The organism is Bradyrhizobium sp. BR13661 (genome assembly GCF_029892425.1).
In the GTDB taxonomy this organism is placed as follows: domain Bacteria; phylum Pseudomonadota; class Alphaproteobacteria; order Rhizobiales; family Xanthobacteraceae; genus Bradyrhizobium.
In genome coordinates, this window is sequence record NZ_JARXWB010000018.1 from 140,082 (window position 1) to 154,281 (window position 14,200).

Genomic DNA, 14,200 nt, shown 5'->3' on the forward strand with positions numbered 1-14,200 from the left:
GTCCCTCGAAAAAGATCCTGCCTGACGTAACCCGTGGAAGGATTGGAATGTGATCCCTCAGGCATCACATTTCGGAGGGAGTGAAGCACCAGCGTCATATTCACGGCGGAAACGCCGCCTTGATGCTGAGTGACGGACGGCGGACAGCTGGCCAGATTCGAGGTGAGGCCCCGTTAAGCGGTCATTATCCTTTTGTTTTGGTTAACTATTTGCCGACAATATGCCTGAATCTGCGGCTCGTGTCGCGGGAAGAGTGTTGTGACTGGCTGGCTAGCGGCCGGTCAGAAGAGAAGCTGAGATGGTCGGCCCGCGTGATCTGAAGTCTCCCGTCCAGGGTGCCCTGATGTCAGGGGCGACCCGGCGGAGTGCGCTTGGCCTGCTGCTCGGCACGCCCCTGCTCTCGGCCTGCGCCGGTGTGCAGCAGAGCCTCAGCCAGTTCTCCAATCCGTTCTCCAGTTCCTCGCCGCCGCCGGCCCAGCCGGCCGGCCCGCCGCAGCAGGCGACCACCGCCGGCACCGGCGGGGTCAAGGTCGCGGTGATTCTGCCGCTCTCGGCCGCCGGCAATGCCGGGCTTGCCGCGCAATCCATGCGCAATGCCGCCGAGATGGCGCTGGCCGAGTTCCAGAACCCGAACATCCAGCTCCTGATCAAGGACGACAATGGCAGCCCGCAGGGCGCGCAAGCCGGCGCGCAGCAGGCAGTCGAGGAAGGCGCCGAGATCATTCTGGGGCCGCTGTTCGCTCAGTCTGTCCCCGCAGTGGCGCAAGTCGCGCGTACGCGCGGCATCTCGGTGATCGCGTTCTCGACCGATTCCAGCATCGCCGGCCGCGGCGTTTATCTGCTGAGCTTCCTGCCGGAGTCCGACGTCAACCGCATCATCGAATATTCCGCGAGCATTGGAAAACGCTCGGTCGCGGTGCTCGTGCCTGACAACGCCTACGGCAATGTGGTCGAGGCCGCTGTGAAAGCCGCAGTGCCGCGGCGTGGCGGACGCGTCGTCGCATTCGAGAGATACGGCGCCGATCGCGCGACGCCGGCGCGCACCGTGGCGCAACAGCTCGGCAGTGCGGATGCGCTGTTCATTGCCGACGATGCCGATAACGTCGTCGCGGTCGCGGACGCGATGACCGCGGCGGGCGCCAATTTGCGCAACATCCAGCTGCTCGGCACCGGCCTGTGGGACAGCCCGCGCGTGTATGCGAGCCCGAACTTGCAAGGCGGCCTCTATGCCGCGCCCGATCCCGCAGGCTTCCGCGCGTTTTCCGGCCGCTACCGTACCAAATACGGCGCTGAGCCGATCCGCACCGCGACGCTCGCTTATGATGCGGTAGCTCTCGTCGCCGCACTTGCGCGCACGCAAGGCACCACGCGCTTCTCGTCCGACGTGCTCACCAACCCCTCAGGTTTCGCCGGCATCGACGGCCTGTTCCGCTTCCGCGCCGACGGCACCAATGAGCGCGGCCTTGCGGTGATGAAGGTGACGACGGGTGGTGGCGTTGCAGTCGCCGGTTCGCCGAAGAGTTTTGGGGCGTAGTTTTACGCCGCGAGATCCGCGACCACCGCATCCAGCACCGGAAATCCGCTGCTGGTCACGCGCAGCCGGCCCGTTGCATCGACCGTGATCGCGCCCTCTTCACGCAAAAGCGCAATGCGGCGGGGATCGAGCGGGCGACCGGCCAACGCCTTGTAGCGCTCAGGATCGATGCCTTCCGCCAGACGCAATCCCATCAGCAGGAATTCGTCGGCGCGTTCTTCGCTGTTGAGGAGATCGTCGGTGACGACACCGTCGCCATTCGTTTCGACGCGCATCAGCCAGGCTTCGGGACGCTTCTCGGTGGCGGTGGCATGGCGCACGCCGTCGATATCGAGGCGGCCATGCGCGCCGGGGCCGATGCCGGCATATTCCTCGCCGCGCCAGTAGACCAGATTGTGCCGGCACTCGGCACCGCGGCGTGCGTGGTTGGAAATCTCGTAGGCGGGTAGCCCCAGTCTGTCGCAGGTCTCCTGCGTGATGTCGTAGAGCGCGCGCGCGACGGCTTCGTCCGGCGTCTTCAATTTGCCGGCCTGGTGCAGGCCGAAGAACGGCGTGCCTTCCTCGATCGTGAGCTGATAGAGCGACAGATGCTCGGCCGCTTCGTCGATGGCAAGACGCAGCTCGTCAGCCCACATGTCAGGCGTCTGGTCGGGACGGGCGTAGATCAAATCGAACGAATAGCGGTCGAACGAGCGGCGTGCGACGCTGATAGCATCGAGCGCCTCGCGCGCGCTGTGCATGCGGCCGAGCGCTTTCAGCGAGGCATCGTCGAGCGCCTGTACGCCGAGCGATACGCGGTTGACGCCGGCGGCGCGATAGCCGGCAAAGCGGGTGGCTTCAACGCTGGTTGGGTTCGCCTCCAGCGTGACTTCGACGTCGCTGGCGACACGCCAATGCTTGCCGATGGAATCGAGCACGGCGCCGACGGTCGACGGTTGCATCAGCGAGGGCGTGCCGCCGCCGAGGAAGATCGAGGTGACCTCGCGTCCGGGCGCACGCTCGGCGGTCGTCGCGATCTCGCGCGCGAAGGCTGATGCAAAGCGTGCCTCGTCGATCGCGGCATGGCGGACATGGCTGTTGAAGTCGCAATACGGGCACTTCGACAGGCAGAACGGCCAGTGCACGTAGACGCCTAACGCATCCTTATTAGCGCGGCTCAAGGCAGATCTCCGCCAGTTTCACGAAGGCGCGGGCGCGGTGCGACAGGCCGAGGCCAAGCGGCGGCAGGCCGTGCTTCTCGATGCTGTCCATCTCGCCGAAGGTGCGGTCGTATCCGTCGGGCAGGAACATCGGATCATAACCAAAACCGGCGGTACCGCGCGGTGGCCACACCAGCGTGCCGTCAACGCGCGCCTCGACCTCTTCGAGATGTTCGTCGGGCCAGGCAACGCAGAGCGCGGAGACGAAATGGGCCTTGCGCCTGTCCGGCGTGGTGGCACCGCGCTCCTGCAACAGACGCTCGATCTGCGCCATCGCAGCAGTGAAATCCTTAGCTGGACCAGCCCAGCGCGCGCTGTAGATGCCGGGCGCGCCGTCGAGTGCGTCGACCACGATGCCGGAATCATCGGCGAAGGACGGAAGCCCGGTCGCTTGCGCCGCCGCGATCGCCTTGATGGCGGCGTTGCTGCGGAAATCGTTGCCGGTTTCATCAGGCTCGCCCAGGCCGAGCTCACCGGCCGACACCACTTCGATGCCGTGAGGCGCGAGCAGCTCCTTCATCTCGGCGAGCTTGCCGGGATTGTGGGTCGCGATGACGAGCTTTCCGGTGATTCGGCGGTGCATGGGTCTATTGACTACGCGACAGCCAGTTTCTGCAAGTCCACCAGACGCGCGATGCCCTTCTGCGCCAGGGCGATCAGCTTCAGGAATTCGTCCTGCGTGAACGGCTCGCGTTCCGCGGTGCCCTGCACCTCGATGATGCGGCCATCGCCGGTCATGACGAAATTGGCGTCGGTCTCGGCCTCCGAATCCTCGGCATAGTCGAGATCGAGTACCGGCGTGCCGTTGTAGATGCCGCAGGAGATCGCGGCGACGTTGTCGCGCATCACGTTGGCCTTGACCATGTTGCGCGCCTTCATCCAGGCGATGCAGTCGGCGAGCGCGACCCAGGCGCCGGTGATGGACGCCGTGCGGGTGCCGCCGTCGGCCTGAAGCACGTCGCAATCGACCGTGATCTGGCGTTCGCCGAGCGCCTCGAGATCGACGATGGTGCGAAGCGAGCGGCCGATCAGGCGCTGGATCTCGACGGTGCGGCCGCTCTGCTTGCCGGCGGCGGCCTCGCGGCGGGTGCGTTCGGAGGTCGCACGCGGCAGCATGCCGTATTCGGCGGTGACCCAGCCGCGGCCCTGGCCCTTCAGCCAGGGCGGCAGGCGGTCTTCCAGCGTGGCGGTCACAAGCACATGGGTGTCGCCGAATTTCACCAGGCAGGAGCCTTCCGCATATTTGACCACGCCGCGCTCCAGCGTCACGGGGCGCAATTCGTCGGGCGCACGGCGGCTTGGCCGCATGGGGAATCCTCCAAAACTCAGGGATAAAGGCTATTCGCGGTGCTTGTAGGTGGGGTGAGGGTGGGCAGCAAGGCTTTTTCACCCCCTGATATCCACCCCGCAAACGCCACGCTTGTCAGAACCCTCGCGGATGGACAAATTACGAGTATCTGAGAGGAGTTACCGTCTGTGGCCCATCACGATCCGATCCATCTGATCGCGGCGCGCGCGGGCCTCGCCCAGCTCAACGAGCGTTCCCGCGACATCTTTCGTCAAATTGTCGAAAGCTACCTCGCGACCGGCGAGCCGGTCGGCTCGCGCAATATCTCGCGCCTGATCGCGATGCCGCTGTCACCGGCCTCGGTTCGCAATGTGATGGCGGATCTCGAACATCTCGGCCTGATCTATGCGCCGCATACCTCGGCCGGCCGCCTGCCGACGGAACTCGGCCTGCGCTTCTTCGTCGACGCCCTGATGCAGGTCGGCGATCTCGACGAGGCCGAGCGGCAGTCGATCCAGAGCCAGCTGATCTCCGTCGGTCAGGCCCAATCGGTCGAGGCGGCGCTCGATCAGGCGCTGACGCGGCTGTCGGGTCTTACCCGAACCGCGGCGGTCGTTCTGACGCCGAAATCCAATACGCGGCTGAAGCACATCGAATTCGTCCGGCTGGAACCTGAAAAGGCGCTGGTGATCCTGGTCGGTGAGGACGGCCAGGTCGAAAACCGCGTGCTGACGCTGCCGCCGGGAGTTCCCTCCTCGGCCATCACCGAAGCCGGCAATTTCCTGAATTCGCGGATTCGTGGCCGGACGCTCGCCGAAGCCCGGCTCGAGCTGGAGACCGCGCTTGCCGAGGCCCGCGCCGAGCTCGATCAATTGACGCAGAAGGTGATCGCGGCCGGAATCGCCAGCTGGTCAGGCGGCGAGAACGAGGACCGCCAGCTCATCGTCCGCGGCCACGCCAATCTGCTGGAAGATCTGCACGCGCTGGAGGATCTCGAGCGTGTTCGCCTGTTGTTCGACGATCTCGAGACCAAGCGTGGCGTGATCGACCTGTTGGGGCGCGCGGAAACCGCCGAGGGCGTGCGTATTTTCATCGGCAGCGAGAACAAGCTGTTCTCCCTGTCGGGCTCCTCGACCATCATCTCGCCCTATCGGGATGCCGCCGGCCGTATCGTCGGCGTTTTGGGCGTGATCGGACCGACGCGGCTGAATTATGCCCGCGTGATCCCGACCGTGGACTACGCCGCCCGCATTGTCAGTCGCCTGCTGGGGGGCTGACCGGCATTTGAGCCGATCACGGGCGCTTGATTTTCAGCGCCCGAAGCACGATATCCGGGCCAGAAAACCTCCCCTTAAGATGAGTTCGAGAAGCAGTCGATGACCGATCCGACCCGGCAACCCGAAGACACGGCCGCGCCGACCGGCGAGCCCGTGGTATCGAAGCCCTACATCATGCCCGACGATCCCGAGCCGGGTTCGGTCGAGCTGTTGCAGAAGGAAGCCGCCGAGGCGCGCGACCGCATGCTGCGGACGCTGGCCGAGATGGAAAACCTGCGCAAGCGCACCGCCAAGGAGGTCGCTGACTCCAAGCTCTACGGCATCACCGGCTTTGCCCGCGACGTGCTCGACATCGCCGACAATCTCCAGCGTGCGCTCGATGCCGTTCCGGCCGATGCCCGTGCCGCGGCCGATCCCGGCCTGACCGCGCTGATCGAGGGCGTCGAGCTCACCGAACGTTCACTGCTCAGCGCGCTGGAAAAGCACGGCGTGAAGAAGCTCGATCCGCAAGGCCAGAAGTTCGATCCGAACTTCCACCAGGCGATGTACGAAGTGCCTGACGCCTCGGTGCCCGCGGGCACTGTCGTGCAGGTCATGCAGGCCGGCTACACCATCGGCGAGCGCGTGCTGCGCCCGGCGCTGGTCGGCGTCGCCAAGGGCGGCGCAAAGGCTGCGCCGGCGGCGAACAGCAACGAAGCGAACTGAGTATCAGCGTCATTCCGGGTTCGGCTCTGCGAGCCGCCCCGGAATGACTGCGCAAATTTTTTACGCGCTCGCGATATCCGCAGACTGGATCCGCTTCACGCCGGCCTTGGCCATGTCGGCCCAGGCTTTTGCGAGCGAGCCCTGATTGTCGATGCCGCGGCAGGCGTCTTCCACGACATAGACTTCAAAACCGGCCTTGCGCGCATCGAGCGCGGTCCAGGCGACACAGAAATCCGTCGCGAGACCGGCAACGAAGACACGCTTGATCTTGCGCGAGTTCAAATAGGCGGCGAGGCCTGTCGTGGTCTTGCCGTCGGCTTCGAGGAACGCCGAATAGCTGTCGACGTCCTTGTGAAAACCCTTGCGGATGATGAGCTCGGCCTGCGGGATCGAGAGGTCCTTCGAGAGCGAGGCGCCATCGGTGCCCTGCACGCAATGGTCGGGCCACAGCACCTGCTTGCCGTAGGGCAGGTCGATGGTCTCGAACGGCTTCTTGCCGGAATGCACCGACGCGAACGAGACGTGGCCGGGCGTGTGCCAGTCCTGCGTCATCACCACGTTCGAAAACGCTTTCGCGATTCTGTTGATCACGGGCACGACCTGCTCGCCTTCCTTCACCGCGAGGCTGCCGCCCGGCAGGAAGCAGTTCTGCACGTCGATCACGAGCAGCGCGGAGGAATCGTCCGGCTTGATCGGGGCTGCCGCAAACAGCATCGATGGAGCAAGGCTCGCGAGCGCCGTGGTTCCCAGCGCCGCCAAGATCTGTCGTCGATTAAGCATCGTCCGCCTCCCCTCAAGGTTGATCCAGTGGGGCAAGCCTAATTCCGTTCGTGTACGAACGAAAGCCCGAAAATGCAGCCGGTTTTGGCTAGCGGTTGGGCTGTCAGCTCCCGCGCTTCTACCCCTTCGGCTGAATGCCGTCGCGCACGGCGCGGAAGCGGGTGAAGGCATCCGACCACTGGTCGCGCGGGGAGCTGGCGATGATGCGCAGCGAGGTACCGCCGCCGAAGCGGATCCACTGCACCACCGTGACCGGGGTCTTGTCCTTGCCGCTGACGCCGTCGATCCTCGTCTCAAAACCCGGCTGCCCGTTGATGCGGATCGGCTCCGACATGGTGAGCTTGGTCTCGCGCACGCCGGGGATCTGCAGCGCGGCCTCCTGGGCGAAGCGGGCGCGGTCGTCAGCGGATTGCGGAGTGGCGCCGATCAGGCCGAGGATCATGAACGGCTTCGATTCATAGCCCGAGCTCTCATTGCCGTCGGCGATGATGATGCTCGAGCCCGGCACCAGCGTGCGGATGTCCTTGAAGCCGGCGAGATCGGTGACCTTGAACGGCAACAGGGCGATCTGCTCGTCAGCCGACACCTCCTTGCGGATGGTGGCGGTCGCAAACATCTGCCGCACCGCCTCATCGGTGTAGATCTTCGAGGCGTTCTCGGGGACCTGTACCGCGACATAGCCGGAGAAGCCGGTGCCTGGCACGATCATCGAATAGCGCTTCACCAGCGTGTCGCCGGCCTTGCCGCTTTCGGTGGTAAAATAGGCAAGCCCCGCAGGCGTCTCGATCTTGTCCGGCTTGACGCCGTTATTGCCGGCCGGGTTGGCGTTGAAGGCACTGACGACCTCGTTATAGGCCGCCGGCGGCAGCTCGGTGACCAGCACCTTGACGCTGCCGTCCTCGCTCTCGAAGCCCGGGAAGGTCTTGGCCTTGCCGAGGCCGACCAGAGGCACCATGCCGAGGCGCAAGCCGGGCGGAAAGACCGCATCGGCGGCGAGCGCCGGAAAAGCCGTGGCAATGAGGAGGGCGAGCGCAGCGAGGGGGCGGGTCAGCTTCATGGGGACTCTGATTGGTTCACATTGAGGCCGTTCGATGGTTGGTCATTGGGCCGCTTTGTCGCGCGAAGCAGCCCCATGACGAAGCTGTCCGGCCGGCCGCCTTTTAGCGGGTTTGGCGCTCGGGTAACAGGGCCGGGCGGGCCGCGGCGGCGGGGACGGGCTGAAGTCTGAACCTGTTAATAATTCCTCACCCGCAAGTACGGCGAAGCCCGGATACGATCTTCCAAAACCCAATGTTTTCACGGTCCAAACTTGCGTTCGGTCCTTGCGGGCCCCTCCCCCCCTCCTATATGAGCCTCAACCATCGCAATATCGCGAATGTTTGATCTTAGGGGGTTTCGGTTCGGGTGCCTTCTGGGCCCAGCCAACCTGCCGCAAAAAGAAGGATATCGGGACCATGGGAAAGGTCATTGGGATCGACCTCGGCACCACGAATTCGTGCGTCGCCGTGATGGATGGCAAAAACGCCAAAGTTATCGAAAATTCCGAAGGCATGCGCACGACGCCTTCGATCGTCGCCGTAACTGACGACGGTGAGCGCCTCGTCGGCCAGCCTGCCAAGCGCCAGGCCGTCACCAATCCGGAGCGTACGTTCTTCGCAGTGAAGCGCCTCATCGGCCGCCGCTACGACGACCCGATGGTCGAGAAGGACAAGAAGCTCGTTCCGTACAAGATCGTGAAGGCTTCCAACGGCGACGCCTGGGTCGAGGCCGACGGCCAGACCTACTCGCCCTCGCAGGTCTCGGCGTTCATCCTGCAGAAGATGAAGGAGACCGCGGAAGCCCATCTCGGCCAGAAGGTCGACCAGGCGGTCATCACCGTTCCGGCCTACTTCAACGACGCCCAGCGCCAGGCCACGAAGGACGCCGGCAAGATCGCCGGCCTTGAAGTGCTGCGCATCATCAACGAGCCGACCGCGGCTGCGCTCGCCTATGGCCTGGACAAGACCAAGGCCGGCACCATCGCCGTCTACGACCTCGGCGGCGGCACGTTCGATATTTCCATTCTCGAAATCGGCGACGGCGTGTTCGAGGTGAAGTCGACCAACGGCGACACCTTCCTCGGCGGCGAAGATTTCGACATGCGTCTGGTTGGCTATCTCGCCGACGAGTTCCAGAAGGAGCAGGGCATCAACCTGCGCAACGACAAGCTCGCGTTGCAGCGCCTGAAGGAAGCCGCTGAAAAGGCCAAGATCGAGCTGTCGTCGACGACGCAGACCGAGATCAACCTGCCCTTCATCACTGCGGACCAGACCGGCCCGAAGCATCTGACGATGAAGCTCACCCGCGCCAAGTTCGAAGCGCTGGTCGACGACCTCGTTCAGAAGACCGTCGAGCCCTGCCGCAAGGCGCTGAAGGATGCCGGCGTCACCGCCGGCGAGATCGGTGAAGTCGTTCTGGTCGGCGGCATGTCGCGCATGCCGAAGGTCCAGGAAGTCGTGAAGCAGCTGTTCGGCAAGGAGCCGCACAAGGGCGTCAACCCGGACGAAGTCGTGGCGATCGGTGCCGCGATCCAGGCCGGCGTGCTCCAGGGCGACGTCAAGGACGTGCTGCTGCTCGACGTGACCCCGCTGTCGCTGGGTATCGAGACGCTGGGCGGCGTGTTCACCCGCATCATCGACCGCAACACCACGATCCCGACCAAGAAGAGCCAGGTGTTCTCGACTGCCGAGGACAACCAGAATGCGGTCACCATCCGCGTCTTCCAGGGCGAGCGTGAAATGGCGGCCGACAACAAGATGCTTGGCCAGTTCGACCTGATGGGCATTCCGCCGGCTCCGCGCGGCATGCCGCAGATCGAGGTGACCTTCGACATCGACGCCAACGGCATCGTCAACGTCTCGGCCAAGGACAAGGCGACTGCGAAGGAACAGCAGATCCGAATCCAGGCCTCGGGCGGTCTGTCGGAGGCCGACATCGACAAGATGGTCAAGGACGCCGAGGCCAATGCCGCGGCCGACAAGCAGCGCCGCGAGGCGGTCGATGCCAAGAACCATGCCGACGCGCTGGTGCACTCCACCGAGAAGGCTCTGGCCGAGCACGGTTCGAAGGTCGCCGAGACCGAGCGCCGCGCCATCGAGGACGCCGTCAGCGACCTCAAGGAAGCGCTGAAGGGTAGCGATGCCGAGGCGATCAAGGCCAAGACCAACACGCTGGCCCAGGCTTCGATGAAGCTCGGCGAGGCCATGTACAAGCAGCAGGCCGAGGCCGATGCGGCCAAGGACGCTGCCAAGGACGACGTCGTCGACGCGGAATTCACCGAGGTCGACGACGAAAAGAACAACAAGAAGTCCGCTTAAAGCCCCCTGAGGGTATGATGCGGACGGCTTGGACCCCTCACGCTGAAACGGCCTCCCCCCTCAGGGGGGAGGCTTTCGTGTCGGGACAGGCGGGCGAAGACTCTTTTGAAGTCGGTCCCGTTACGATCCATCAATTCCCAGCCGTTATTTTCAACGCTGCCATGCAGCCCGCTGCTGATTTGCAGAAGGCTGCCTATATCGTCGCGTGGCGACGTTGTTTCGCTCCGACTTGAATCGCGATCGGATAGACCTGAGTCAGACATGTCCACGTCCACCAAGCGCTGCTACTACGAAACCCTCGAAGTCGAACGCACGGCCGACGAGAGCGCACTGAAATCGTCCTTCCGCAAGCTGGCGATGAAGTTTCACCCGGACCGCAATCCGGGGGACGACAGCAGCGAGGTCAAGTTCAAGGAAATCAACGAGGCCTACGAGGTCCTGAAAGACAAGGACAAGCGCGCGGCCTATGACCGGTTCGGCCATGCTGCGTTCGAGCAAGGCGGTCCCGGCGGCGGCGGCGCCGGTTTCGGCGCAGGCTTCGCCTCCTCCTTCTCCGACATTTTCGAAGACTTGTTCGGCATGGCCGGGCAGCGCGGCCGCGGCGGCCGCGAGCGCGGCGCCGACCTGCGCTACAACATGGAAATCACCCTCGAGGAAGCCTTTGGCGGCAAGACCGCGCAGATCGAGATTCCGGTCTCGGTCACTTGTGAGGCCTGCTCGGGCATCGGCGCCAAGGCCGGCACCAAGCCGAAGACCTGCTCGACCTGCGCGGGCGCCGGCCGTGTGCGGCAGTCGCAAGGCTTCTTCACGCTCGAGCGCACCTGCCCCGGCTGTCAGGGCCGCGGCCAGATGATCGAGGATGCCTGTCCGTCCTGCTCGGGCCAGGGCCGCGTCACGCGCGAGCGGACGCTGTCGGTCAACATCCCGCAGGGCGTCGAGGACGGCACCAGGATCAGGCTTGCCGGCGAAGGCGAGGCCGGCGTCCGCGGCGGTCCGCCCGGCGACCTCTACATCTTCCTGTCGCTGGCCCAGCACCAGTTCTTCCAGCGCGATGGCGCCGATCTGCATTGCCGCGTGCCGATCTCGATGGTGACAGCCGCGCTTGGCGGTGAATTCGAGGTGCCGACCATCGACAAGGGCAAGGCCAAGGTGAAGGTGCCCGCCGGAACCCAGTCGGCTCGCCGATTCCGCATCGCATCAAAGGGTATGCCGGTGCTGCGGTCGCGGCAGATGGGCGACATGTACGTCCAGGTCGTGGTCGAGACCCCGCAGAATCTCACCAAGAAACAGCAGGAATTGCTGGCCGAGTTCGAAAAGCTCTCCTCCGGTAACACCCAGCCGGAATCCGAGGGCTTCTTCGCCAAGGTCAAGGATTTCTTCGGTAATCGGGCGAACTGACGCGGCTTGACCGTATCGACTTCGGCCTATACGTGTTTATGACCATTTTCTGACACGCCGCGGTCCCGCGGTCGTCCCGTCCGGTCCAGACATGCCCTTGCCGTCGTCGTCCGCGCGTGCGTTGAAGAAGCCCCGTCTCGATGACGAGGTGCGCTTCCTCAGATCGTGGATCGAAAAGCCGCTGCACATGGGCGCGGTGATGCCGTCGGGCAAGCTGCTCGCCCGGACCATGGCCCATTACGTCGATGTCGATTCGGACGCGCCTGTCGTCGAGCTCGGGCCCGGCACGGGTGCCATCACGTCGGCGCTGGTCGAGCGCGGCGTCGACCAGAAGCGACTCGTCCTCGTCGAGTACAATCCCGGCTTTTGCGCGCTTTTGCGCGACCGCTATCCGCAGGCGACCGTGGTGCAGGGCGATGCCTATCGCCTGCGCGACACGCTCTGGAACGTGCTGAGCGCCCCTGCGTCTGCCGTCGTGTCCGGCCTGCCGCTCGTCACAAAACCGATGCTGACGCGGCTGCGGCTCATTCGCGACGCCTTCCTGGCGCTCGCGCCCGGCGCGCCCTTCGTCCAGTTCACCTATGCGGTGGTGCCGCCGATCCCGAAATCGCTGCCCGGCGTATCCACAGAGGCTTCGGAGCGGATCTGGATGAACCTTCCGCCGGCCCGCGTCTGGGTGTATCGCAAGGACTAATTCCGCCGGCTTCCTCTCATGCGCGGCGGGCTCGTTTCGCCGAACGTATGGAAGAGGATGTCAGCCCCGAAGATCCTGGTCATTCCCGGCTCGCTGCGCACCGGCTCGCACAATGCGAAGCTGGCGGCGGTGGCTAGCTATGAATTCGCCCAGGCCGGCGTCGACATCACCCGCATCTCGCTCGCCGATTTTCCGCTGCCGATCTACGACGGCGATCTCCAGGCCAAGTCAGGCGTGCCCAAGCACGCCGTCAATCTCAAGCGCATGATCAGCGCGCATCATGGCGTGCTGATCGTCTCGCCGGAATACAACGCCTCGGTGCCGCCGCTGTTGAAGAATGCGATCGACTGGGTCAGCCGTGTGCAGGATCCGCACGAGGCGCGCGGCGAGGTGTTCCGCAACCGCGCCTTCGCGCTCGCTGGCGCGTCGCAGAGCCGGCTTGGAGCAGCGCGCGCGCTGCAGGCGTTGCGCCTGATTCTGACGTCCTGCCACGCCAATGTCATCGCCAACCAGGTCACGCTCGCCTTTGCCGACGAGGCCTATGACGACATGGACAGGCTCAAGAGCCAGGGCGACATCGACTCCATGAAGGAGATGGTGCGGCAGTTGATCGATATTTCCCAACGCATGATGTGAGGTGACATGACGCCAGCCGAAATCGCCCCGAAAGACCGCCTGATCGTTGCGCTCGATTTGGCGAGCGTTGATGCCGCGGAGGCAATGATCGCGCGGCTCGGCGACAGCGTCACCTTCTACAAGATCGGATATCGCCTCGCTTATGCTGGCGGACTGCCACTGGTCGCGAAGCTCGCCGACAGTGGCAAGAAGGTCTTTCTCGATCTCAAGCTGCACGACATCGGCAACACCGTGGCGCAAGGCGTCGAGAGCATCACCAGACTGGGCGCAACTTTTCTCACCGTGCACGCTTATCCGCAGACCATGAAGGGCGCCGTCGAGGGCCGCGGCTCCTCGAAGCTGAAGCTCCTCGCCGTCACCGTGCTGACGTCCTACAACGACGACGATCTGCACGCGGCAGGCTTCCGGCTCAGTGTCTCCGAGCTGGTAGAGGCGCGCGCGCAGCAGGCGCAGGTGCTTGGCGTCGACGGTCTCGTGTCCTCCCCCGAGGAGGTCGGAAGCCTGCGCAAGATCGTCGGTCATCAGATGCATCTCGTCACGCCCGGTATTCGCCCGGCGGGCTCGGCAACCGGTGACCAGAAGCGCATCATGACGCCCGGTCGTGCGATTGTCGCGGGCGCGGATTATCTCGTCGTCGGGCGGCCGGTGGTGGAAGCCGCTGACCCCAAGGCGGTCGCTGAAGCCATCCAGGCCGAGATCGCACAGGCGCTTGGAGCATGATCCGGAAAAGTGTGAAGCGGTTTTCCGATCAGATCATGCTCAAATAGAGACCACCAACAACACAGGGAGAAGAACAATGGCAAAAGGCTACTGGATCGGGCGCGTCGATGTGAGCAATGACGAGGGCTACAAGCCCTATGCGGTCGCCAATGGTCCGATCTTCAGGAAATGGGGCGGCCGCTTCGTCGTCCGCGCCGGCAAGTTCACCACCGTCGAAGGCGCCAGCCGCACCCGCACCGTCGTGATCGAATTCCCCGACTACCAGACCGCAATCGGCTGCTACAATTCGCCGGAATACCAGGCCAACATCAAGGTGCGCCAGCCGCACTCGATCGCCGACCTCATCATCATCGAGGGCTATGACGGCCCGCAGCCGGCGGACGGTTGAGGCGCAGTTTGTCTTACCCTCCCCTGGAGGGGAGGGTCGATCGCGCGCAGCGCGAGCGGGGTGGGGTGATCTCTCAACACGGGCACTGTTCGTCGCGGAGGGACCGTGGCCCCCCCCCCCCCCCCCCCCCCCCCCGGCCCCCCCCCCCCCCCCCGGCGGGGTAGAACATGGCCAACATAAACGAAAACACACAAAAAACCCCCAAAAAAACATACACCAGAGCCC

At 64.5% G+C, this 14,200-nt stretch carries 14 protein-coding genes; 9 read left to right on the forward strand and 5 right to left on the reverse strand.

All coding sequences use genetic code 11. The features are described 5' to 3' along the window. Positions 1 to 298: 298 nt before the first annotated feature. Positions 299 to 1,534: a penicillin-binding protein activator gene (locus M2427_RS27000; protein WP_280709908.1), complete on the forward strand. Its 1,236-nt coding sequence runs from the start codon at positions 299 to 301 to the stop codon at positions 1,532 to 1,534. A gap of 2 nt (positions 1,535 to 1,536) precedes the next feature. Here M2427_RS27000 and hemW read toward each other — a convergent pair whose 3' ends face one another. Genes hemW through rph form a run of 3 tightly spaced genes read right to left on the reverse strand, consistent with a single transcriptional unit; the run spans position 1,537 to position 4,041 of the window. Continuing rightward, a complete protein-coding gene (gene hemW, locus M2427_RS27005) occupies positions 1,537 to 2,694 on the reverse strand; it encodes a radical SAM family heme chaperone HemW (protein WP_280709909.1) in 1,158 nt (385 codons plus the stop codon). Beyond that, positions 2,681 to 3,316: an RdgB/HAM1 family non-canonical purine NTP pyrophosphatase gene (gene rdgB, locus M2427_RS27010; RefSeq protein WP_280709910.1), complete on the reverse strand. Its 636-nt coding sequence runs from the start codon at positions 3,314 to 3,316 to the stop codon at positions 2,681 to 2,683. Before rdgB ends, hemW begins: the two co-directional genes overlap by 14 nt. An 11-nt stretch (positions 3,317 to 3,327) precedes the next feature. Then, positions 3,328 to 4,041 carry a ribonuclease PH gene (rph, locus tag M2427_RS27015; RefSeq protein WP_128948844.1) on the reverse strand — a complete coding sequence of 238 codons (714 nt, stop codon included), beginning with the start codon at positions 4,039 to 4,041 and terminating at the stop codon, positions 3,328 to 3,330. A gap of 168 nt (positions 4,042 to 4,209) precedes the next feature. Between rph and hrcA the strand changes: the two genes are divergently transcribed. Together hrcA and grpE are read left to right on the forward strand one after the other, a co-directional pair. Further along, positions 4,210 to 5,298: a heat-inducible transcriptional repressor HrcA gene (gene hrcA, locus M2427_RS27020; protein ID WP_280709911.1), complete on the forward strand. Its 1,089-nt coding sequence runs from the start codon at positions 4,210 to 4,212 to the stop codon at positions 5,296 to 5,298. 99 nt (positions 5,299 to 5,397) lie between these two features. Further along, positions 5,398 to 6,003 (forward strand): nucleotide exchange factor GrpE, encoded by a 606-nt coding sequence (grpE, locus tag M2427_RS27025; RefSeq protein WP_280709912.1) that lies wholly within the window; start codon positions 5,398 to 5,400, stop codon positions 6,001 to 6,003. Positions 6,004 to 6,063: 60 nt separating this feature from the next. Here the strand turns inward: grpE and pncA are convergent, their stop codons facing one another. Next, positions 6,064 to 6,783: a bifunctional nicotinamidase/pyrazinamidase gene (pncA, locus tag M2427_RS27030; RefSeq protein ID WP_280709913.1), complete on the reverse strand. Its 720-nt coding sequence runs from the start codon at positions 6,781 to 6,783 to the stop codon at positions 6,064 to 6,066. 118 nt (positions 6,784 to 6,901) lie between these two features. Next, positions 6,902 to 7,840 carry a hypothetical protein gene (locus M2427_RS27035; RefSeq protein ID WP_280709914.1) on the reverse strand — a complete coding sequence of 313 codons (939 nt, stop codon included), beginning with the start codon at positions 7,838 to 7,840 and terminating at the stop codon, positions 6,902 to 6,904. A 397-nt stretch (positions 7,841 to 8,237) separates the two neighbouring features. Here M2427_RS27035 and dnaK point away from each other — a divergent pair, with 397 nt between their 5' ends. The 6 genes from dnaK (at position 8,238) to M2427_RS27065 (ending at position 13,975) form a co-directional block, all read left to right on the forward strand. Continuing rightward, entirely contained in the window at positions 8,238 to 10,139 is a 1,902-nt protein-coding gene (dnaK, locus tag M2427_RS27040) for a molecular chaperone DnaK (RefSeq protein WP_280709915.1), read from the forward strand. Positions 10,140 to 10,400: 261 nt separating this feature from the next. Next, on the forward strand, positions 10,401 to 11,537 hold the full coding sequence (dnaJ, locus tag M2427_RS27045) for a molecular chaperone DnaJ (RefSeq protein WP_280709916.1): 1,137 nt from the start codon (positions 10,401 to 10,403) through the stop codon (positions 11,535 to 11,537). Between the two features lie 91 nt (positions 11,538 to 11,628). Next, entirely contained in the window at positions 11,629 to 12,231 is a 603-nt protein-coding gene (locus tag M2427_RS27050; RefSeq protein ID WP_280709917.1) for an rRNA adenine N-6-methyltransferase family protein, read from the forward strand. Between the two features lie 57 nt (positions 12,232 to 12,288). Further along, entirely contained in the window at positions 12,289 to 12,867 is a 579-nt protein-coding gene (locus tag M2427_RS27055) for an NAD(P)H-dependent oxidoreductase (protein ID WP_280709918.1), read from the forward strand. 6 nt (positions 12,868 to 12,873) lie between these two features. Beyond that, positions 12,874 to 13,587, forward strand: a complete 714-nt coding sequence (gene pyrF, locus M2427_RS27060) for an orotidine-5'-phosphate decarboxylase (RefSeq protein ID WP_280709919.1) — start codon at positions 12,874 to 12,876, stop codon at positions 13,585 to 13,587. Between the two features lie 76 nt (positions 13,588 to 13,663). Then, the gene (locus M2427_RS27065; protein ID WP_280709920.1) at positions 13,664 to 13,975 is read left to right on the forward strand and encodes a DUF1330 domain-containing protein; all 312 of its coding nucleotides are present in this window, start codon (positions 13,664 to 13,666) and stop codon (positions 13,973 to 13,975) included. Positions 13,976 to 14,200: the final 225 nt, after the last annotated feature.

Bases quoted from the DNA above. Each gene is read 5' to 3' on its own strand.
- grpE (WP_280709912.1), top strand. From the start codon at position 5,398: ATGACCGATCCGACCCGGCAACCCGAAGACACGGCCGCGCCGACCGGC.
- rdgB (WP_280709910.1), bottom strand. From the start codon at position 3,316: ATGCACCGCCGAATCACCGGAAAGCTCGTCATCGCGACCCACAATCCC.
- dnaK (WP_280709915.1), top strand. From the start codon at position 8,238: ATGGGAAAGGTCATTGGGATCGACCTCGGCACCACGAATTCGTGCGTC.
- M2427_RS27000 (WP_280709908.1), top strand. From the start codon at position 299: ATGGTCGGCCCGCGTGATCTGAAGTCTCCCGTCCAGGGTGCCCTGATG.
- rph (WP_128948844.1), bottom strand. From the start codon at position 4,041: ATGCGGCCAAGCCGCCGTGCGCCCGACGAATTGCGCCCCGTGACGCTG.
- M2427_RS27055 (WP_280709918.1), top strand. From the start codon at position 12,289: ATGTCAGCCCCGAAGATCCTGGTCATTCCCGGCTCGCTGCGCACCGGC.
- M2427_RS27065 (WP_280709920.1), top strand. From the start codon at position 13,664: ATGGCAAAAGGCTACTGGATCGGGCGCGTCGATGTGAGCAATGACGAG.
- dnaJ (WP_280709916.1), top strand. From the start codon at position 10,401: ATGTCCACGTCCACCAAGCGCTGCTACTACGAAACCCTCGAAGTCGAA.
- M2427_RS27050 (WP_280709917.1), top strand. From the start codon at position 11,629: ATGCCCTTGCCGTCGTCGTCCGCGCGTGCGTTGAAGAAGCCCCGTCTC.
- M2427_RS27035 (WP_280709914.1), bottom strand. From the start codon at position 7,840: ATGAAGCTGACCCGCCCCCTCGCTGCGCTCGCCCTCCTCATTGCCACG.
- pyrF (WP_280709919.1), top strand. From the start codon at position 12,874: ATGACGCCAGCCGAAATCGCCCCGAAAGACCGCCTGATCGTTGCGCTC.
- pncA (WP_280709913.1), bottom strand. From the start codon at position 6,783: ATGCTTAATCGACGACAGATCTTGGCGGCGCTGGGAACCACGGCGCTC.